The following is a 20698-nucleotide window of genomic DNA, read 5'->3' as shown; positions in this document are numbered from 1 at the left end:
AGCCGCATTGAAATCTTCGCGGGTAAGCCGCTCCCACATAGGGAGCGGTGCTTTTGTAGGCGCGTGCTGAGCCGCGAAGGGGCGTAGCCTTAGTTGGACGCTTCTTCCAGGTTGTACTTCTTCAGAATAGCTGCGTAATCACCGCTTTTTTTGGCTTCATCAAACGCTTTGAGCAGCGCCTGATAGGTCTCGTCGTTGCCTTTCTTGACGAAGATGCCGAGGGTTTGCGGATAAACCAGATGCTCGCTGGTGACCACTACACGGCCATTGGTGTGCTCGGCGATCATCTTCGCCGCGCCGGCGATTTCCATCTGCGCCTGGATGTTTTTCGACAGCAGGGCCTGGGTCACTTCCGGTGCCGACGGGAACTCGCTGACAGTGATGGCGCCCTTGTTGTTCGGCACGCAATATTCGGTCGAGAGTTTCTTCAATTGAGCGACCCAGGTGGTGCCTTGTTCCAGCCCGACTTTCAGGCCGCAGAGGTCCTCAGGGGTTTGTGCTTTCAGACCGCTGTCTTTCGGGGCCATGATTGCCGCGCCAGTCACGGCGTAGCCAATGGTCATGGCTTGAGTCTGACGCTCGGGCGTGATGTACATGCCGGAGATGATCGCGTCATAGTGCCCGGAATTCAGCCCGGAAATCAGATTAGGGAACTTGGTATCGACGAACTCTGCCTTGGCTTGCATCTGCTTGGCCAGGGCCTGAGCCAGTTCCGGATCGGAGCCGACAATATTCTTCTGGCTGTCATAGGATTCGAACGGTGGGTAGGTGATTTCCATGCCAATCTTCAGCTGGCCCGGTGTGGCGGTGGCGGCAAAGCTGACAGTGGCGCAGAGCAGGCCGGCGGCAAGCAGGGTCAGGCGCGATGCGGTGTTGTTAGTGAACATGTTCAGAGACTCCAATGTAGGGACGTAGTGGCCGACGACAGGGTTTCAGGAAGGCTGCGCCTGGTTTTTCAAATGTCCGAAGCTCGATGGCTTGCGGGCTTTTTCTGGAAGCTGTATTTCGCCGTTTTCTACTCGCTTGCGCAGGTATTGGTAAGTCTGCAAAGCCTGGCCGTACATGTGTTCACCGATGGCGATTTGTTCGTACTCGTGCCCGGCTTTGGCAAAGCTCGGCAGTGGTTTGATCTGGGTATGGAAGTCGCAGGCGTAAAACAACGGGAAGGAGTAGCGCTCTTCACTCACTGCGCGCACACGGTGAGCGGTCGCCACGAAAGCGCCCGCGGTCATGACTTCAAGCATGTCGCCGATGTTCACCACGAAAGCGTCTGGAACGGGCGGCGCATCGATCCATTGGCCGAGGTTGTTCATCACCTCCAGGCCCGGTTTGTCGGCCAGCAAAATGGTGAAGCACTCATAGTCGGTGTGCGCACCAATGCCGGGCGCATCCTGGACCGTGTCGTCGAAGGGGTAGTGGATCAGTCGCAGCTTTGAGGGCGGTCGGGTGACCATGCTGTCGAAATAGTCTTCCTCCAGACCCAATGCCAGGGCGAAACCACCGAACAGCCGTCGACCGAGGGCGAAGATCGCCGCGTAGTAGGCCTGCACCGCTTCCTTGAAACCGGGTAGCGACGGCCATTCATTCGGCCCGAGCAGAGGGGTGTTGGCCAGCACCAGCGGGTCGTCTGCCGGGACCTCGAAGCCAATATCGAAGGCTTCCTTGTGATCCGGTTTGCCCTTGGCGTAAACCTCTTCGCCTTCCGGAACAAAGCCCTTATGCGTCTTCGAGGTGCCGATGTAGTGCTGCATCTTGGTGTCGAGCGGCTGATCGAAATAGTCCTTGGCGGCCTGGCGCAAGTTGGCGATCAGCTGCGGATCAATGCCGTGGCTGGTGATGTAGAGAAAGCCGACGTCACTGGCGGCCAACCCGAGCTGCTCAGCGACGGCCAGTCGATGTTCCCGTTCGATGCTGAACAGGCCGGCGATATCCACCACCGGAATCCTGTTGAAGTTGGCTCGGGTCGCGCTGTTATTGATCTTCTCAGGCATGACGCAAAAACCTCACTGGAAGGTTGAGTGGTTGAAGCGATCGAAGTGTTCGCGCTCAGTTTTGGCCATCCAGATGTTCAGCGACCACAAGTCGGCGACCGGCACATTGGTGAAGGGCAGATGATGCAAATAGCCGTCGGCGCCGAACTCTGGCGTCAGGGTGCTGACCTGATAGCCGCGAGCCTGTTGGGAGCGCCAGATGGCTTCCCAGTGCTGTTGATGGAAGGCCAGTTCCCGGGCGTATTCGGGGGCTGCGGGATGGGGAACCTGCGGGCCCTGGTCATAACCGACTCGGGCCTGGATATGGTGCACCCGCTCGACGAAGGCGCTCAGGTCATCCGCCGGGTCATTCAGCAAGCGTTCGCAGGTGACGACCCAATGGCTGATATCGCTGGTGAACAGCAAGTCGGGCAGCTGCCGGATCAGCTCAAGGGTCAGCCAGGGGTTGAACAGTGAGCGCGAACGGTGGGTTTCGAAGCTGCAGACTTGCCCGTGCTTGCGCGCAAGCGTCATGGCCTGGCCAAAGAACTCCACCTGCTGCGCCAGTGGCCAGCGGTCATTGCCGGCCAGAACATTGACGAAGCGTGGGTCGAGCTCGGCGGCCCAGGCGAGTTTTTTGTCCAGATCAAGAAGGTGTTCGGCGGGCAGCGCGGATTGGTCCGGCAACACGTCATAGGCGGTAAACACCGTGCTGATATAACCGAGTCGATTGGCCCGTAGAAAGGCGCCGAACTCGGTTCGCTCACGGGTCTCCAGCGGCAGGCGGGCCTCCATGCCGTCGAAGCCGGCCTCCAGCAACTCTTCGAGTGCCTGAGCCTTGCTCGCGGTATAGCCCCAGAGGGTACGGAATATTTCAAGTTTCATCGGCGAACCTCCACGATTCCTTCAACTACTCAGGCTCGATAGCGGTACATCACCGAATCGGGCTGTTATGGCAGCAGTAAAAGGTTTCCATGAGCCGGATCTCTGGGGATCCGTTCTCACTCGATCGTTGTTAGTTTTTATTGTTATTAGGGCCGCTTGCGGCCACAGGTCACGTTGGTGCCGATGGTAGGCAGGACCCGAGGCAGGGAAGAATAGGAAAGCTCAAATCGTTACTTCAGCTTTTTCTAAACTGTTAGCCAGCTATCGATGAGCCGGCTCTCGCGGGTATTTCTTTGGCTATGCTTTCGTTGCGGCATCAATCTACAACAATAAAAGAGAATTCCTGCATGAACGAGGCTGTCTCGACAACAGAACGCAGTGTTGGCTGGAGACAGTTACTGCTGTCCGCCATTCTCTGTTTCTTGACCTCCCTCGCTTTTACCCTGCCAGACACGCCGACCGGCAGGGCGGCCCTATGAGTTTATTCAAGCTCGATAACCCTCCGACCTTGCGCTCGGTCATTGGCCGCGGGCATTTGATCGTCGCGTTGGTGACAGTGGTCATGGCCAGCATTTCCTTGACCCTGCTCGGCGTCCTGGCTTTGCGCGTCTATGCCGATCACAACCTGCATCTGATTGCCCGCTCGATCAACTACACCGTGGAAGCTGCGGTGGTGTTCGACGACACGGTCGCGGCGACTGAAGCGCTGGCGTTGATCGCCTCCACCGAAGAGGTGGCAGACGCTCAGGTTTTCGGCGGGAACGGGCAGTTGCTGGCGCGTTGGCAGCGACTGGAAACCGGTTTGCTCTCTGAGTTGGAAACGCAGATTGCCCAGGCCTTTCTCGAAAAGACGATCACCCTGCCGATCCTCCATCAAGGCGAGGAAATCGGCAGCATCCTGCTCACCGGCCACGGAGGCAATCTGTTGCGCTTTCTGCTCAGTGGGCTGGCCGGCATTGTGTTGTGTACGGCCCTGAGTGCCTGGGTTGCCCTGCATCTGGCACGACGTCAGCTTCGAGGGATCACCGACCCACTGCGCAATCTGGCCAGCATGGCCCACGCTGCTCGCAGCGAGCGAGCCTTCGATCAGCGCGTACCACCGGCCGAGATTGCCGAGCTGAATAATCTGGGTAACGACTTCAATGCCTTGCTCGATGAAATGGAAACCTGGCAGACGCACCTGCAAAGCGAAAACAAGACGTTGGCCCACCAGGTCAGTCATGACAGCCTCACCGGTCTGCCGAATCGGGCGTTTTTCGAAGGCCGGCTGATCCGTGCATTGCGTAATGCGAACAAACTCGATGAGCGGGTCGCGGTGTTGTTTCTCGACAGTGACCGGTTCAAAGGCATCAATGACAATTTTGGTCACGCGGCCGGTGATGCGGTATTGGTTGCCGTTGCGACACGGGTCAGAGCGCAGTTGCGCGAAGATGACCTTGTCGCACGTTTGGGCGGTGACGCGTTTGCCGTTCTGCTGACGCCCCTGCACCAGAACGAGGACGCCGAGCGCATTGCCGACAAGATCATTGCCAGCATGGACCTGCCGATCCAGCTGCCGGGCAATACCTCGGTCTTGACCTCACTCAGCATCGGGATTGCCATCTATCCCGAGCATGGCGCTACTCCAGGCGCTCTGCTCAATGCCGCCGATGCGGCGATGTATCAAGCCAAATGCCTTGCCCGAGGCGGGCAGTACACGGCGGGGTCGGAGTACCCTGTGGCCCATGTTCAAACCAGGAACTGAAACCACACTGAAAACCGCCGAGTGTTGATTGTGCTGAGCGCGGATTAGTCGGCAAACAGCATCGAGCGGGTTTCGCCCATCAGCAGCCCCTGATTCTGCTCGGTCACGCTGCGGATGTAATCCCACAACAGGGTGATGCGCTTGAGCTTGCGCAGATCCTCGCGGCAGTACATCCAAAATTGCCGGGTGATGTTTATTTCGTCCGGCAATACCGGCAGCAGACGCGGATCCTGTGCGGCAAGAAAACACGGCAGGATCGCCAGCGAGCGCCCCTGTTGCGCCGCGACATACTGGGCGATCACGCTGGTGCTGCGCAGATTGGCGCTGGCGCCTGGCAACACATTGGCCAGGTAAAGCAACTCCGAGCTGAACGCCAGATCGTCGACATAGCTGATGAATTGATGCTTGCCCAAGTCTGTCGGGCGGCGGATCGGCGGGTGTTTGTCGAGATAGTCCTGGGTTGCGTACAGCTGCAAACGGTAGTCGCAGAGTTTGCAGCACACATACGGGCCGTGTTCCGGGCGTTCCAGAGCGATGACGATATCTGCCTCGCGCTTGGACAGACTGATGAAGTGCGGCAGCGGCAGGATGTCCACCGAGATGGCCGGGTAGGTGTCGACGAAGTGGCTCAGCTGCGGGGTGATAAAGAAGCTGCCGAACCCTTCGGTGCAGCCCATGCGCACATGACCCGACAGCGCCACGCCGGAGCCCGAAACCTGTTCGCAGGCCATGTGCAGGGTGCTTTCGATCGACTCGGCATAACCCAGCAAGCGCTGACCTTCGGCGGTCAGCACGAAGCCGTTGGTCCGCGATTTTTCGAACAGCAAAGTCCCCAGCGAACCTTCCAGTGAACTGATGCGTCGTGACACGGTGGTGTAGTCCACCGCCAGGCGCTTGGCGGCCGTGCTGGCCTTGCGTGTACGGGCAACCTCGAGGAAGAACTTCAGGTCGTCCCAGTTCAATGAGCTTAAAGATGTGATGTTTTTTTGCATGTTGGACCGGCTTTTATGTGCGTTCTTATTAGAAGTTTGCACATCTATACTCCAAAAACAGTCCGACAACCAACTCGGGACGCCGCCTCATTTCAAGGCGACAAAACGCCTTGGCTCCCTGCACAGCAACCCACTTCAATAACAAGAAGCCCGGAGACCATCATGAACGTATCGCTTACGCCGACCGACACTACGCTGCAACGGGTCAAACTGCTGATCGACGGCGAATGGGTCGAGTCGCAGACCACCGAGTGGCACGACATCGTCAACCCGGCCACCCAGCAAGTGCTGGCCAAAGTCCCGTTCGCTACCACCGCTGAAGTCGACGCCGCCATCAGCGCCGCCCATCGCGCCTTCCAGACCTGGAAGCTGACGCCGATAGGTGCGCGGATGCGCATCATGCTCAAACTTCAAGCGTTGATTCGTGAACACTCTAAACGCATCGCCGTGGTGCTCAGCGCCGAGCAGGGCAAAACCATCGCCGACGCTGAAGGTGATATTTTCCGTGGTCTGGAAGTGGTCGAACACGCGTGCTCCATCGGCAGCCTGCAGATGGGCGAATTCGCCGAGAACGTCGCCGGTGGCGTTGATACTTACACGCTGCGCCAGCCGATCGGCGTCTGCGCCGGGATCACCCCGTTCAACTTCCCGGCGATGATTCCGCTGTGGATGTTCCCGATGGCCATTGCCTGCGGCAACACCTTCGTTCTCAAGCCTTCCGAGCAGGACCCGATGTCGACCATGCTGCTGGTGGAGCTGGCGATCGAGGCCGGGATTCCACCGGGCGTGCTCAACGTGGTGCACGGCGGCAAGGACGTGGTGGATGCGCTGTGCACCCACAAAGACATCAAAGCCGTGTCGTTCGTCGGTTCCACCGCAGTCGGTACTCACGTTTACGAGCTGGCCGGCAAACACGGCAAGCGCGTGCAATCGATGATGGGCGCAAAAAACCACGCGGTGGTGCTGCCCGATGCCAATCGCGTACAGGCCCTCAACGCCTTGGTCGGTGCCGGTTTCGGCGCTGCTGGTCAGCGTTGCATGGCCACTTCAGTCGTGGTGCTGGTGGGCGCCGCCAAGCAATGGCTGCCGGACCTCAAGGCGCTGGCGCAGAAACTCACCGTCAATGCCGGCAGCGAGCCGGGTACCGATGTCGGCCCGGTGATTTCCAAAAAGGCCAAGGCGCGCGTTCTGGGCCTGATCGAAGCGGGCATCAAGGAAGGCGCGAAGCTGGAACTCGACGGTCGCGACGTCAAGGTCCCGGGCTTCGAGCAGGGCAACTTCATTGGCCCGACCCTGTTCTCTGGCGTGACCCCCGAGATGCAGATCTACACCCAGGAAATCTTCGGCCCTGTGCTGGTGGTGATGGAAGTCGATACCCTTGATCAAGCGATCGCCTTGGTCAACAGCAACCCGTTCGGTAACGGCACCGGTCTGTTCACCCAGAGCGGCGCAGCGGCACGTAAATTCCAGAACGAGATCGATGTCGGCCAGGTCGGGATCAACATTCCGATCCCTGTGCCGGTCCCATTCTTCAGCTTCACGGGTTCGCGTGGCTCCAAGCTCGGTGACCTCGGCCCGTACGGCAAACAAGTGGTTCAGTTCTACACTCAGACCAAGACGGTCACCAGTCGCTGGTTTGACGATGACAGCGTGAACGATGGCGTGAACACCACCATCAATCTGCGCTGATCGAGGAGAAGAACATGAAGATTGCATTTATCGGTCTGGGCAACATGGGCGCGCCGATGGCGCGCAACCTGATCAAGGCCGGCCACGCGCTGAACCTGTTCGACCTGAATCAGACTGTGCTCGCCGAACTGGCTCAGCTGGGCGGTAGCATCAGCGCTTCCCCGCGTGAAGCGGCTCAAGGCAGCGAACTGGTCATCACCATGTTGCCGGCCGCCGCCCATGTGCGCAGTGTCTGGCTGGGTGAAGACGGTGTGCTGGCCGGAATCGCCAAGGGTGTTCCTGCAGTGGATTGCAGCACCATCGACCCGCAGACCGCCCGCGATGTGGCGGCCGCTGCGGCCAAGCAAGGTGTGGCCATGGCTGATGCACCGGTCTCCGGTGGCACTGGCGGCGCGCAGGCTGGGACCCTGACTTTCATGGTCGGCGCCACGCCAGAGCTGTTCGCTACTCTGCAGCCAGTGCTGGCGCAAATGGGCCGCAACATTGTGCGTTGCGGTGAAGTCGGCACCGGGCAAATCGCCAAGATCTGCAACAACCTGCTGCTGGGGATTTCCATGGTGGGCGTCAGCGAAGCCATGGCGTTGGGCGACGCACTGGGGATCGACACCCAGGTGCTCGCCGGAGTCATCAACAGTTCGACCGGGCGTTGCTGGAGTTCGGAGATGTACAACCCATGGCCAGGCATCGTCGAAACGGCGCCGGCGTCGCGCGGTTATACCGGCGGTTTCCATGCCGAGCTGATGCTAAAGGATCTGGGGCTGGCCACTGAAGCTGCGCGTCAGGCGCACCAACCGGTGATACTTGGCGCGGTGGCCGAGCAGTTGTATCAGGCGATGGGTCAGCGTGGGGAAGGTGGCATGGACTTCTCGGCGATCATCAACAGCTATCGCAAACCCCAATAAGGGGTTTTCCGAGAGTTCGCGTCGGGCGAACTCTCGGGTTTTTACGCTGGCCCTGTGGGAGCGGGCTTGCCCGCGAAGCTAACACCGCAGTTTTTCAGGCATTACGCGTCAGTCGAGCGCGACCCCGGCGTCTTCGCGGGCAAGCCTCGCTCCCACAGGTTCTGCAGTGGGTCGAGCATTGACACTGTTTCCTGACGTCGAGCCATTGCCTGACATGGTTTAGGTGCCAGAATCTTTGGAGACAGCGCATGCGTTGCATTCGCACAATCAAACCTCTGTCCTTCTTGATGCTCTCCTTGAAAGGCTCTCATCGCACGCTCGCACTACTGGGGCTGGGATCAATCGTGTGCCTGAGCGCTTTCGCGCCATCCACGGCCTGCGCTGAGCCAATGCCTGGTCGTATGGTCTATTTGCGTACGATCGATCCGAGCATTGAGCAGGACATCCGCTATGCCAGTGCCCACAACTTCACGGGACGCCCGCTCGACGGTTACGCCGCCGCTGAGTGCGTCTTGTCGGAAGACGCGGCGAAGGCCATCGCCCGGGTACAAACGGCACTGCGTGCACAGCGCTACGGTTTGAAGGTGTTCGACTGCTATCGTCCCAGCCGCGCTGTTGCGGACATGGGGCGCTTCTCGAATGAGCCAGGTGATCCCCGCAAGGTCGAGTTCTATCCGCGTGTGAACAAGACGGACTTCTGGCGTCTGGGTTACGTAGCCCGAGTTTCAAATCACTCGAAGGGGGGCACTGTGGATGTGACGCTCACAGGCCCCGAGGCTCTGCCCGCCGAAATGTGGACGGCCTCGACCGCGCAAGTCGATTGTGCGGCCCCCTATGGCCAGCGGTTTCGCGATGGCGCCCTTGATATGGGAACGGGTTTTGACTGCTTCGATGAACGAACCCATACCGACAACCCTATGATCAGTCCGACGGCCAAGCAGAATCGCCAGCGACTCACCAAAGCCATGGAGAAAGAGGGATTTGTCGGCTACGCGGGCGAATGGTGGCACTTCACCTATACCCGGGATCTTACGTTGAACAAGGCCCTGGATTTCCCCATTGCCCCCTTGGAGACCAGCGTTACGGACGAAGGACATCAAGTTCCTGATACCAGCAATCAGTTAATTGTGGTCACAACAAAAAACTGGACTGACTTCAAAGGGACTGCACAGCGCTATGAACGCCATGGGCAAACGTTTCAGAAGTACGGTGAATCATTTCCGGTCGTTGTCGGCAAAAGCGGTTTAGCCTGGGGCCGCGGCATCGACCAGGTCGAGCAAGATCAAGGTCCGGTTAAACGTGAAGGCGATGGAAAAGCACCGGCAGGAATATTCAAAATCGGAACGGCTTTTGGTTATGACAGTACGGCCAAAACCAAATTACCTTACATCCCTCTCACTTCGACGACCGAATGTGTGGATGACAGCAACTCCAAACACTATAACGAGCTTGTCGAGGGGCAGGCTGTCTCAAAGGACTGGATCAGTTCCGAACACATGCGCCGCGATGACGATATGTATCGAAAGGGCATTTTTATCGAACACAATACGCCAGCGTCCCCGGTTTCTGGCTCCTGTATCTTCTTCCACATATGGCGTGGGCCAACTTCCGCGACGCTAGGCTGCACGGCCATGGACCCAGCGAATATTGCTCATCTGTTCGCCTGGCTCGATCCCCGCGAGGCCCCCTTGCTGGTTCAAATGCCCGAAGCGGAATACGAGCGCTATCGCGCTAGCTGGAACCTTCCCAAACGTTGATACAGTTGAATCATGCGGCCTAATGCTGGCCTGCGCCGGAGTCGGCAAATATCTGCTAATTGAGGCGGGATGAAGGGCAACGCCAAGTCTGAAAAACTTCAAACTTGGCGAGTTTGGGTCCTGAGTTTTTCAACGGCCTGCCAAGGCAAACCCGTTCCCACAAAAGGGAACGTCAGAATCAGGCAAACACGAAATACTTGCGTACGGTCTCAACCACTTCCCACGTGCCTTTCATCCCCGGTTCGATCACGAAGATATCACCGGCGCGCAGATGGATCGGCTCCTTTCCTTCCGGGGTGATGATGCAGTAACCCTCGCGGAAATCGCAGTATTCCCACTTCACGTATTCCACATACCACTTGCCCGGTGTGCAGATCCAGGTGCCCATGATCTTGCTGCCGTCTTCGCTGGTGTAGGCGTTGAGGTTGACGGTGTGCGGGTCGCCTTCGAGCTTTTCCCATTTGCAGGCATCGAGCACGGGCAATGGGTGGGTATCGCGAAGAACGGTAATCGGTGCGGACATGATGACTCCGAGCGTTAGGGAGAACTGAAGTCGCACCCTATAGGGCTTGGCGAGGTGTCAGTTGTCTGTACTCGACACTGAGGTATCCAGAAACGCAGCAGCCAGCGTGCATTCACACAACGCTCGGAGGATGAAGGCAGGCTTTTGAACTGGCTGTTTTCTTCGTTGAAATTTCCGCTCGGTAAATGCCTGATTCTTGGCAATTTGTGCGAAACATTTGGGCGTTTGCGAAGGTTTTCGCAAGAATATTCACAGGTATCACTCGTATCATTCACCTCGGAACAGGCCGAGAGCTTTGCTATGAAAAAAACAATGTCGTGGTGGGATATCAGCCCGCCCTTGAGTGTCGCTACACCCACCTGGCCGGGTGACACGCCTTTCCAGGAAGAACGCGTGTGGAAGTTCGGACCGGAGTGTCCAGTGAATGTCGGGCGTATCACCCTGTCGCCTCACACCGGCGCTCACGTCGATGCACCGCTGCATTACAGCGCTGACGGTGCGGCCATTGGCGATGTGTCGCTGGATGTCTATATCGGCCCTTGCCGCGTGTTGCATTGCCTGGACAGCGGGCAACTGGTGCACCCTGAGCAACTGGAAGGTCGTTTGGAAGACCTGCCTGAACGGGTTCTGCTGCGTACCTATCGACAAGCGCCGTTGGCGGCCTGGGATCCAGACTTTACGGCTGTTGCCAAAGAAACCGTCGACCTGCTGGCAAGTCTAGGCGTGCGCTTGATCGGTATCGATACACCGTCGCTGGACCCGCAGCAATCCAAGACCATGGATTCGCACAATGCAGTGGCCCGGCATGGCATGGCCATCCTCGAGGGCATCGTGCTCGATGACGTCCCGGAAGGGGATTATGAACTGATCGCTTTGCCGCTACGTTTTGCCAATCTGGATGCCAGTCCGGTCAGGGCGATTTTGCGTCCACTGGTCCACTGTAAACAGCAACCGTCACTTGAGGAGCCGACTCAATGAGCCAATGTCCCTATTCCCCAGCAAACCAGACGGATGAATGGCATAACGCCGAGCTGAATTTTTCCGACTCCATGAGCTACGGCGACTACCTGGATCTGGGGCGGATTCTCAGCGCTCAGCATCCCTTGTCTCCGGACCATAACGAGATGCTCTTCATCATCCAGCATCAGACGTCTGAACTGTGGATGAAGCTGATGTTGCACGAGCTCAAAGCCGCCCGCGAACATGTCCGGCTGGGAGAGTTGCCGCCCGCTTTCAAGATGCTGGCGCGGGTCTCGCGGATTTTTGATCAGCTGGTGCATGCCTGGACGGTGCTGGCCACCATGACCCCCACCGAGTACCACGCGATACGGCCGTTTCTGGGGCAGTCATCGGGCTTCCAGTCGTTCCAGTACCGCGAGATCGAATTCATTCTGGGCAACAAAAGTGCAACCCTGTTGCGCCCGCATGCGCATCGGCCGGAACTGTTGCAGGAGCTTGAAAAGGCGATCGCCACACCTTCGCTGTATGACGAAGCGATTCGCTTGATGGTGAGCGCCGGCCTGACCATCGACCCGCAGCGTTTCGAACGGGACCCGACCAGTCCTACGACCCATGACGCCTCAGTCGAAGCGGCCTGGCGTGAGGTCTACACCGACCCTTCGCGTTATTGGGATCTCTATCAATTGGCAGAAAAGCTCATCGACCTTGAGGACTCGTTCCGTCAATGGCGCTTCCGGCATGTCACCACGGTTGAGCGGATCATCGGCTTTCAACCGGGGACCGGCGGCACGGAAGGGGTTGGTTATCTGCGCAAGATGCTAGACACCGTGCTGTTCCCGGAATTGTGGCGGGTGCGCTCAACGCTCTGACCTGGATAAAAAAACGGCCCGGCATTCATCGAATGCCGGGCCGTTTTTGTTTTTTGGTTTGAGATCGTTCCCACGCGCAGCAAAGTAACGCCGCCCCGGACGCTCCGCGTCCATCGCGATGTGACGCAGAGCGTCACGGGATGCATTCCCACGCAGAGCGTGGGAACGATCAAAGCCCCGGCATTCATCGAATGCCGGGGCTTTTTGTCGAGGGTTAAAGGTTATTGAACCACCGGCAAGCCCCGATCCCTGGCTACACGCAGCCGGTAGAACACGTAGATGATCAACACCCACACGGGTATCGCAAAGACCGAGGCGCGTATCCCTGGAATCATCAGCATGACGCAGATGATCATGGCCATGAACGCCAGGCACAGGTAGTTGCTGAAGGGGAACCAGAACGACTTGAAGCTCGGCACGATGCCTTGCTGGCCCATGATTTTGCGAAACTTCAGATGGGTCAGGCTGATCAGCGTCCAGTTGATCATCAACGAGGCGACCACCAGTGCGAACAGCAACTCAAGCGCTTCATGCGGGGCGAGGTAGTTAACCAGCACGGACAACATGGTGATCAACGCCGATATACCCAACGCCCGCAATGGCACGCCCTGTTTGTTCAGTTTCATCAGCGACTTGGGGGCGTCGCCCTGTTCGGCCAGGCCATAGAGCATGCGGCTGTTGCAGTAGACGCCGCTGTTATAGACCGAGAGCGCCGCCGTGAGCACCACGAAATTGAGGATATGCGCTGCGGTATCGCTGCCGATCAAGGAGAAGATCTGCACGAATGGACTGCCGCTATAGGCATCGCCGGACGCGCCCAGTGTTTGCAGCAGTTGATCCCACGGATACAGCGAAAGCAGCACGGTGAGTGCGCCGACGTAGAAGATCAGCACGCGATAAACCACCTGGTTGATCGCCTTGGGAATGACCTTCCTCGGCTCGCTGGCTTCAGCGGCGGTGATACCGACCAGCTCCAGACCGCCGAAGGAGAACATGATGAACGCCATCGACATCAGCAAACCCGTGGTGCCGTTGGGGAAGAAACCACCGTGCTTCCACAGGTTACTGACCGAGGCCTGCGGGCCGCCGGTGCCGCTGAACAGCATGTAGCAGCCCAGGACGATCATGCCGATGATCGCAACGACCTTGATGATCGCGAACCAGAACTCCATCTCGCCGAAGACTTTGACGTTCATCGTGTTGATCAGGTTGACCAGCACAAAAAATACCGCCGCGCTGACCCAGGTGGGGACCTCCGGCCACCAGAACTGCACGTACTTGCCGACGGCCGTCAGCTCGGCCATGCCCACCAGCACATACAGCACCCAGTAGTTCCAGCCGGACAGAAAACCGGCATAACCGCCCCAGTACTTATGCGCGAAGTGACTGAAGGAACCGGCGACCGGTTCCTCGACAATCATCTCGCCCAGCTGGCGCATGATCAGAAAAGCGATGAACCCGGCAATCGCATAGCCGAGGATCATCGACGGTCCGGCCGATTTGAGCACGCCGGCAGAGCCTAGAAACAGCCCGGTGCCAATCGCGCCGCCCAAGGCGATCAGCTGAATATGACGATTTTTCAGCCCCCGCTTGAGCTCGCCTTGTTGCAAGATTTCATCCGCCATTAGGTTCCCTTCTAGTTGTTATGGTCAGGCCTGGTTTGAATACGTCAGAATCGCTGCTCATTTTTGAATGATCAGATATTACTCTCGGTAAATTTTTCGTAATACAAATGAACGCTGTCAGGTGTCTGTTCCTGCAACCAGCTCTTGATCGATTCGACCATCGGCGGCGGGCCGCAGACATACATGTCGACCGCCGCGTCGCGCAGTTCGCGGGTGTCGAAATGCTCGGTGATGTAACCGCGCTTTCCCTCCCATGCAGGCGACGGATCACTGACCACCTCGGTGTAGCGAAACCCCGGAATGTGTTCGGCATAGGCCTTGATGCGTGCGCTTTCGCACAGATCGGCTGCGTCCCGCACGCCGTAGTACAAATGCACCGACTGCTCGCAACCGCGTTCGGCAAGCTCGTCGAGCATGCCCAGCAGCGCCGATAACCCGGTGCCGCCAGCGACCAGAATCAGCGGTTTAGCAACGTGACGAAGATAGAACGCCCCCAGCGGCGCCTCCAGTTCGATTTCGTCGCCCACCTGGCAGCGTTCGCGGATGTAGTTGCTCATCACCCCATCGGGCAGCAGGCGAATCAGGAATTGCAGGTGATTGCTGCTGCTCGGCCGGTTGGCGAACGAGTAGGAACGCTTGCTCTGCGTACCCGGGATCAGCAGCCGGGCGTATTGTCCCGGCAGGAAATCCAGTGGCTGGCCTGCGGTGGCCAAATCCAGATGCAGGATCGCGGTACTGGCCGAGACCTGCCTGACTTCAGTGACCGTTGCGCTGAGTCGGTCAGGGCCTGAGGCGTTGCACAGGCTGGAGGCGAAGTCGAAATAAAACGCCGCATCGGATTTTACCCGGGTCTGGCAGGTGAGCATTTTGCGTTGTTGCAGGTCCTGGCTGGAGAGCGCTTCCTCGTCCACGTAGTCCTGGCTGTAGTCGCCGGATTCGCAGCGGCCCTGGCAGGTTCCGCAGACGCCTTCGCGGCAATCCAGAGGAATATTGATGCCGTTGCGCAGGGCGGCATCGAGCAGTATTTCGTTGGGCTGTACGGGAAAGAACAGCGTTTTGCCGTCGGCAAAGCTGAACGCGACTTTGTGGTTCATGCCCCGGTCTCCATGGATTCAGAGGTGGTAGAAATCGAGCACCGAGTTGATGGTGTCGTTGAGCAACAGCACGTGTTTGCGGGCGATGACCCAGCTGTCTTCGTGGGGCTTGAGGCGATAGGTTGCGCGCCCGTAGAACTGCTCGGAAGTGGCCAGGCGATAGAACAGGGTGTGCCAGTTCAAACGCACCTCCAGCTCACCGTCGTCGAGTTCACTGATGCGTACGTTGTTGACCATGTGCAGGGTGCGTGGCATCGGGGTCGATGAGGCGGATTTACCGGTGCGCAGGCGGAACACGCGGTCTTCCAGGCCCGAACGGTTGGGGTAGAAGATCAACGACATTTCGCGTTTGGGGTCGCGGGTGTAGACGTGTTCCGAGTCCCATTGCGGCAGGTGAAACTCACTCTGCTCGTCGAACAGCTTGATGTAGGCGTCCCAGTCCTGGGCGTCGCACAATTCGGATTTGCGGTAGAAAAATTGCTCGATCTGGTACTGCAATTGCAGATTCATGTTCACACCTCACGCAGCTTCAGGGATTTCGCTTCCAGGCCATTGAGCAGAAATTTCTGCCAGTTGCTGTGCTGATTGACGTAAAGCCCTTCGTGGGTGAATTCGGTGCCGGTCATGGCCGGGGCGATGCCGATCGACTCGCTGTTGGGCGTGGCGCCGGTCGCCCATTGATGGCTGCCACGGGAAATATCGCTCCAGCGCTCCAGGCGTGCCTGGAAACCACGTTGGGCTTCGCGAAACTCCACCAGGTCATCCGGGGTGCCGAGTCCAGACACGTTGAAGAAGTCTTCGAACTGACGAATCCGGTTCTCGCGATCCGCGTCCGACTCGTTCTTGACGCCCAGGCACTGGCTGATGATTTCGGTTTTGTTCCAGGCCACCGGGCGGATGATGCGCAGCTGAGAGCTGATTTGATCGAGGAAAAACAGGCTGGGATAAATGTTCAGATTGCGCAGGCGGTGCATCATCCATTCGGCCTTTTCCTGGCCATGTTCTTCGATCAAACGCGGCATGATCGTGGCGTAGCCGGAACGCACCGCCGGGTTGGGCATGTCGCTGAACAATAGGCTGTGGCCGTTATTGAAGGCGAACCAGCCGTCATCGGTATTGGCGTCGCCGGCGCCGAGTTTGCTGTAGTCGAGCGTGCCGCTGGAGCTGGTGCCGTTTTCGCTGTTGACCTGCTGGCGGTGCTGCACGGTAGCCACGTAGTTATAGTGGACGGTGCTCACGTGATAGCCGTCGAGACCGTTTTCGTTCTGCAGTTTCCAGTTGCCGTCGTAGGTGTAGGCCGACTTGCCGGGCAGTACTTCCAGCTCACCGGTGGGCGACTGGGCAACCATCATGTCGAAGAACACTTTGGCATCGCCGAGAAAGTCTTCGAGGCTGTTATCGCCGTGAACATCCAGGCTGATGAACACGAAACCTTTGTAGCTCTGAATGCGGGCTTTTTTCAGGCCGCGAGTGGCTTTGTCGAAACCTTCCGGGTATTCGCCGGGAGCCTTGACCTTGACCAGGCGGCCATCGCTTTTGTAGCACCAGGCGTGGAACGGGCAGGTGAAGGTCGACTGGTTGCCTTTGCCGACGCGGGTCAGCGTCGTGCCGCGATGCTGGCAGGCATTGATCAGCGCGTTGAGCTGGCCGTCACCGTCGCGGGTAATGATCATCGGCTGGCGGCCGGCGCGCATCGTGATGAAGTCGTGATTATTGGCCAGCTCGCTTTCGTGGCAGGCATAGATCCAGTTCTTCTCGAAGATCAGCTCCATCTCCAGATCGAACAACTGCGGCTCGGTGAAGATGTCCCGGGCGATCCGGAACACGCCGTCTGCCGGACGGAAGTCCAGGGAGCCTTTAATAAACGCTTTCCATTGTTCGACGTTTTTTTCGCCACTCATGGGTGTGTACCTTTTTTATTCGGGCCAATCGGGTGCGTTCATTAGAGAGAGTGGGGCGGGCCGGGGTCTATCCGGTTTGTCGGCGAAGGCAGTCCAGAAAGTTCGGTGGCGGGGCATCTGAGGAAGAGAAGCCGAGCGCGCCCCCTGTGGCGAGGGAGCTTGCTCCCGCTGGGCTGCGAAGCAGCCCTAAAGCCGGCGGATGGGGTCTATCTGATAAACCTCGGTTGCAGATTTTAGGACCGCTGCGCGCTCCAGCGGGAGCAAGCTCCCTCGCCACAAATACCCACCAGGCTGAGCCAGCACCACGATCGCTTTGGGGTAACACCCTGTGTATCAAGCTGGGCAACTAATACTCAGTCCCCGCACCAAACGACAAACGGCTGCACCTGTTTGCAGCAATCAGGTACTGTTTTACGGGGCGTCGAGCGCTGTTCGCTGGCCTCAAAACAGCTGCTTTATCCACTTAGTCGATGATTACTATCCACCGGGTTGGCAGGGCCGTTTTGTGGCGTGGAACTTGCTCTTTTCAAGCCTGATACGCGCCGTTAGAGCGCGCTAAAAAATATTGCCGTGGGTGCGCCGTGATGAGTAGCAAAGCTGATCCGCAGTTTCGCGACATTCGTATCGATCGCTATGACCTCGAGGGCGCGAGGAACTGGATGTCCGGTATCTGCGGCCCGCATCGACTCGTGACCACGACCCCCGAGCGAATCCGCTTTCATCACAGCGCCAACGTGTTCAAGTCCATGGCCACGACCTTGGGCACTATCGAATACGGCACCGATGTCACCGTCGATATCGAAGACGCCGAGCACTTCAGCAGCTACAGCCTCAGTTTGCCCTTGGTGGGCGAGCAGGAGTTGAGCAAGAACGGCACCCTGTTGAAATCCAACCGCGATCAGGGCGTGATCATTTCCCCGAATGAAAGCCAGGTGCTGGCGATCTCCGGTGACTGTCGCAAAGTCCAGGTGGTGATCACCCGCGCCGCCATGAGCGAGTCCCTGGAAGGCATGCTGCAGCGACCGCTGGATGCGCCGCTACGATTCGAGTCGGTGATGGATGCGGTGGACGGCGCGTCGGCCTCGTGGTGGCGCATGGCGCGTTATTTCATTGCCGAACTGGAACGCAGCAGTGAACTGTACGAGCAGGTGGCCTTCACTCGGGACATCGAAAGTTCACTGATCAAAGGCTTGATCCTCGCTCAGCCGAACAACTATTCCGAAGAACTGCGGGACGTGTTGGGCGTGAAGCTGCCGCACTACCTGATCCGGGCCAAGCAGTACATTCACGACAACGCTCGCGAAGCGTTGCATCTGGAAGACATCGAAGCCGCGGCCGGGGTCTCGCGTTTCAAGTTGTTCGAGGCGTTCAAGAAGTACTTCGCCCTGTCGCCGATGGTCTACCTGAAAAAGTATCGGTTGAACGCCGTGCGTCAGGAAATCCTTGAGCACGGCTCGGCGCGCAATATCTCTGAGATCGCCATGGGCTGGGGCTTCACGCACCTTGGGCGTTTTTCCGCCGAGTACCGCAAGTTGTTCGACGAATCCCCGAGTATGACCTTGCAGCGCAACGAAGCCCGGCGCATGCGCGGGCTCTGAAAATCCAGCCGTCTAGGGTTGAATCAGCAACTCTTCAATCAACTGCAGGCAATGATTGAGGCCTGGCGATTGGTCGGCAACCCGTCGACTGAGAATGATCGGCGAGGTGGCTGTGGCCTCAAGCAACGGGGTGTAGCCGATGTCGGCGCGGTGCAGCACCTGCACCGAAGCCGGCACCAGCGTCGTGCCCATGCCGGCGGCGACCAGACCGATGGCAGTCTGCAATTCATTGGTCCACTGGGACACCTTGATACTCAGCCCATGAGCATCGAACAGCGCGATCACATGGTCGGCGTAGCTCGGTCTGGGGTTGCCCGGATAGAGCACGAAAGGCTCCTTGGCCAACTCGGCCAGCGTCGTCGGCCCGGCCAGCAGCGGGTGACCGGCGGGCAGGACGGCGACCAGCCGATCCTCGATCAGTACGCGTTGCTGAATGGCCGGGTCATCAATCCGGATGCGGCCGAAACCTACATCGATCCTGCCGGCCTTGAGCGCCTGGACCTGTTGCAGGGTGGTCATCTCCGACAAGCCCAGTTCCAGTTCCAGGGCGTCGTTGTTGCGCAAGCGGCGAATCAGCTCCGGCAGCATGCCGTACAAGGTCGAAGGGGCAAAACCGATGCCCAACCAGGTCTTCTCGCCCAGCCCGATGCGCCGGGTGTTGTCACAGACTTTGCCCAGTTGTTCGAGCAAAACGTTGGAGTGTTCATAAAAATACCGTCCGGCTTCCGTCAGTCGCAGCGGGCGGCCGCGCTCCAGCAGCACCACACCCAATTCGTCTTCCAGTTGCTGAATCTGTCGGCTGAGGGGGGGCTGAGCGATATGCAGACGCTCTGCGGCGCGGGTGAAGTTGAGGGTTTCCCCCAGGACCTGGAAATAACGCAGATGGCGAAGCTCCATGGGGACTCCTCAAAGAAAGCGGCTCAGTGTGTTGCATACCCTGAAGGTATGGATCGAGACCAATTCTATATTGGAACCTCGAAAAAATGGGGGGCAGAATCGGGCAAAACAAGCAAAGAACCTGACGGGTATCGACATGCACGCTAGCGCCATTGAATCGATCGAGACGATCATCGTCGATCTTCCGACCATCCGCCCGCACAAGCTGGCGATGCACACGATGCAGAACCAGACCCTGGTGATCATCCGTCTGCGTTGCGCCGACGGTATCGAAGGCATCGGCGAATCCACCACCATCGGTGGCCTGAGCTACGGCAACGAAAGCCCGGACAGCATCAAGACCAACATCGACCGCCACTTCGCGCCGCTGCTGATCGGTCAGGATGCCTGCAACATCAACGCGGCCATGCTGCGGCTCGATCGCAGCATTCGCGGCAACACCTTCGCCAAATCCGGCATCGAAACCGCCTTGCTCGATGCACAAGGCAAACGCCTTGGCCTGCCGGTCAGCGAATTGCTCGGCGGACGCGTCCGTGATGCCCTGCCGGTGGCCTGGACCCTGGCCAGCGGCAACACGGAAAAAGACATCGCCGAAGCTGAGCAGATGCTCGATCTGCGCCGTCACCGGATCTTCAAACTGAAGATCGGCGCCGGTGAGGTGAATCAGGATCTGGCCCATGTCATCGCCATCAAAAAAGCCTTGGGCGATCGCGCCAGCGTGCGAGTCGATGTCAATCAGGCCTGGGATGAAGCTATTGCCTTGCGTGCCTGCCAGGTGCTGGGCGACAACGGCATCGATCTGATCGAACAGCCGATTTCGCGCAATAACCGTAGCGGAATGGCCCGGCTCAACCTGTCCAGCCCGGCGCCGATCATGGCCGACGAATCCATCGAATGCGTCGAGGACGCGTTCAATCTGGCCCGCGAAGGCGCGGCGTCGGTGTTTGCCCTGAAGATCGCCAAGAACGGCGGCCCGCGTGCCGTGTTGCGCACTGCAGCGATTGCCGAAGCGGCGGGGATCGGCCTCTATGGCGGCACCATGCTCGAAGGCGGGATTGGCACGCTGGCGTCGGCCCATGCTTTTCTGACCCTGGCCAAACTGGCGTGGGATACCGAGCTGTTCGGTCCGCTGTTGCTGACCGAAGACATTCTCACCGCGCCACTGGTCTACCGCGATTTTCAGCTGCATGTGTCGAACGAGCCAGGCCTGGGTCTGACGCTTGATGAGGAGCGCCTGGCGTTCTTCCGACGCGACAAGTCTTCCCCTATCACTTCACACGCCTGAGGACATC

The 20698-nt window shown here is 58.6% G+C and carries 18 protein-coding genes; 8 read left to right on the top strand and 10 right to left on the bottom strand.

All coding sequences use genetic code 11. The features are described 5' to 3' along the window. Positions 1-89: 89 nt before the first annotated feature. From ACN1C3_RS26830 to ACN1C3_RS26820, 3 genes are read right to left on the bottom strand one after another with little or no spacing between them, the layout of a single operon-like run. Complete coding sequence (locus tag ACN1C3_RS26830) at positions 90-887, bottom strand: ABC transporter substrate-binding protein (RefSeq protein WP_419118755.1); 798 nt, start codon at positions 885-887, stop codon at positions 90-92. Positions 888-932: 45 nt separating this feature from the next. Then, on the bottom strand, positions 933-1991 hold the full coding sequence (locus tag ACN1C3_RS26825; RefSeq protein WP_419118754.1) for an isopenicillin N synthase family dioxygenase: 1059 nt from the start codon (positions 1989-1991) through the stop codon (positions 933-935). Between the two features lie 12 nt (positions 1992-2003). After that, the gene (locus ACN1C3_RS26820; RefSeq protein WP_419118753.1) at positions 2004-2855 is read right to left on the bottom strand and encodes a sugar phosphate isomerase/epimerase family protein; all 852 of its coding nucleotides are present in this window, start codon (positions 2853-2855) and stop codon (positions 2004-2006) included. 475 nt (positions 2856-3330) lie between these two features. Here ACN1C3_RS26820 and ACN1C3_RS26815 point away from each other — a divergent pair, with 475 nt between their 5' ends. Then, complete coding sequence (locus ACN1C3_RS26815; RefSeq protein WP_419118752.1) at positions 3331-4599, top strand: diguanylate cyclase domain-containing protein; 1269 nt, start codon at positions 3331-3333, stop codon at positions 4597-4599. A gap of 44 nt (positions 4600-4643) precedes the next feature. On the opposite strand, the gene ACN1C3_RS26810 is transcribed toward ACN1C3_RS26815, so the two are convergent. Further along, positions 4644-5591 carry a LysR family transcriptional regulator gene (locus ACN1C3_RS26810; RefSeq protein ID WP_419118751.1) on the bottom strand — a complete coding sequence of 316 codons (948 nt, stop codon included), beginning with the start codon at positions 5589-5591 and terminating at the stop codon, positions 4644-4646. Between the two features lie 162 nt (positions 5592-5753). On the opposite strand from ACN1C3_RS26810, the gene ACN1C3_RS26805 reads away from it, so the two are divergent. The 3 genes from ACN1C3_RS26805 (at position 5754) to ACN1C3_RS26795 (ending at position 9939) form a co-directional block, all read left to right on the top strand. Then, positions 5754-7280 (top strand): CoA-acylating methylmalonate-semialdehyde dehydrogenase, encoded by a 1527-nt coding sequence (locus ACN1C3_RS26805; protein ID WP_419118750.1) that lies wholly within the window; start codon positions 5754-5756, stop codon positions 7278-7280. A gap of 14 nt (positions 7281-7294) precedes the next feature. After that, on the top strand, positions 7295-8182 hold the full coding sequence (gene mmsB, locus ACN1C3_RS26800; protein WP_419118749.1) for a 3-hydroxyisobutyrate dehydrogenase: 888 nt from the start codon (positions 7295-7297) through the stop codon (positions 8180-8182). A gap of 287 nt (positions 8183-8469) precedes the next feature. Beyond that, on the top strand, positions 8470-9939 hold the full coding sequence (locus ACN1C3_RS26795; RefSeq protein WP_419118764.1) for a M15 family metallopeptidase: 1470 nt from the start codon (positions 8470-8472) through the stop codon (positions 9937-9939). Positions 9940-10117: 178 nt separating this feature from the next. On the opposite strand, the gene ACN1C3_RS26790 is transcribed toward ACN1C3_RS26795, so the two are convergent. Next, positions 10118-10462, bottom strand: coding sequence for a cupin domain-containing protein (locus ACN1C3_RS26790; protein WP_008024653.1), 345 nt, complete (start codon positions 10460-10462; stop codon positions 10118-10120). Between the two features lie 300 nt (positions 10463-10762). On the opposite strand from ACN1C3_RS26790, the gene kynB reads away from it, so the two are divergent. Continuing rightward, complete coding sequence (kynB, locus tag ACN1C3_RS26785; protein ID WP_419118748.1) at positions 10763-11440, top strand: arylformamidase; 678 nt, start codon at positions 10763-10765, stop codon at positions 11438-11440. Next, the gene (gene kynA, locus ACN1C3_RS26780; protein WP_419118747.1) at positions 11437-12291 is read left to right on the top strand and encodes a tryptophan 2,3-dioxygenase; all 855 of its coding nucleotides are present in this window, start codon (positions 11437-11439) and stop codon (positions 12289-12291) included. The genes kynB and kynA overlap by 4 nt, the downstream gene beginning before the upstream one ends. A 221-nt stretch (positions 12292-12512) precedes the next feature. Here kynA and ACN1C3_RS26775 read toward each other — a convergent pair whose 3' ends face one another. The 4 genes from ACN1C3_RS26775 to antA all read right to left on the bottom strand — a co-directional run bounded on the left by ACN1C3_RS26775 (position 12513) and on the right by antA (position 16911). After that, positions 12513-13916: an amino acid permease gene (locus tag ACN1C3_RS26775; protein ID WP_419118746.1), complete on the bottom strand. Its 1404-nt coding sequence runs from the start codon at positions 13914-13916 to the stop codon at positions 12513-12515. A gap of 71 nt (positions 13917-13987) precedes the next feature. Beyond that, positions 13988-15010: an anthranilate 1,2-dioxygenase electron transfer component AntC gene (antC, locus tag ACN1C3_RS26770; protein ID WP_419118745.1), complete on the bottom strand. Its 1023-nt coding sequence runs from the start codon at positions 15008-15010 to the stop codon at positions 13988-13990. Between the two features lie 18 nt (positions 15011-15028). Beyond that, positions 15029-15520 carry an anthranilate 1,2-dioxygenase small subunit gene (gene antB, locus ACN1C3_RS26765; RefSeq protein WP_419118744.1) on the bottom strand — a complete coding sequence of 164 codons (492 nt, stop codon included), beginning with the start codon at positions 15518-15520 and terminating at the stop codon, positions 15029-15031. Positions 15521-15522: 2 nt separating this feature from the next. Continuing rightward, a complete protein-coding gene (gene antA, locus ACN1C3_RS26760) occupies positions 15523-16911 on the bottom strand; it encodes an anthranilate 1,2-dioxygenase large subunit (protein WP_419118743.1) in 1389 nt (462 codons plus the stop codon). Between the two features lie 584 nt (positions 16912-17495). Here antA and ACN1C3_RS26755 point away from each other — a divergent pair. Further along, positions 17496-18509: a helix-turn-helix domain-containing protein gene (locus ACN1C3_RS26755; protein ID WP_419118742.1), complete on the top strand. Its 1014-nt coding sequence runs from the start codon at positions 17496-17498 to the stop codon at positions 18507-18509. A gap of 12 nt (positions 18510-18521) precedes the next feature. On the opposite strand, the gene ACN1C3_RS26750 is transcribed toward ACN1C3_RS26755, so the two are convergent. Beyond that, positions 18522-19406: a LysR family transcriptional regulator gene (locus tag ACN1C3_RS26750; RefSeq protein ID WP_419118741.1), complete on the bottom strand. Its 885-nt coding sequence runs from the start codon at positions 19404-19406 to the stop codon at positions 18522-18524. Positions 19407-19542: 136 nt separating this feature from the next. Here ACN1C3_RS26750 and ACN1C3_RS26745 point away from each other — a divergent pair, with 136 nt between their 5' ends. Continuing rightward, positions 19543-20691, top strand: a complete 1149-nt coding sequence (locus ACN1C3_RS26745; RefSeq protein WP_419118740.1) for a muconate cycloisomerase family protein — start codon at positions 19543-19545, stop codon at positions 20689-20691. Positions 20692-20698 lie beyond the last annotated feature (7 nt).

It is taken from the genome of Pseudomonas sp. H11T01, from assembly GCF_048515765.1.
GTDB lineage: Bacteria > Pseudomonadota > Gammaproteobacteria > Pseudomonadales > Pseudomonadaceae > Aquipseudomonas.
The sequence above is the reverse complement of the archived record's forward strand: the minus strand, read 5'-3'. Positions and strand labels throughout refer to the sequence as shown.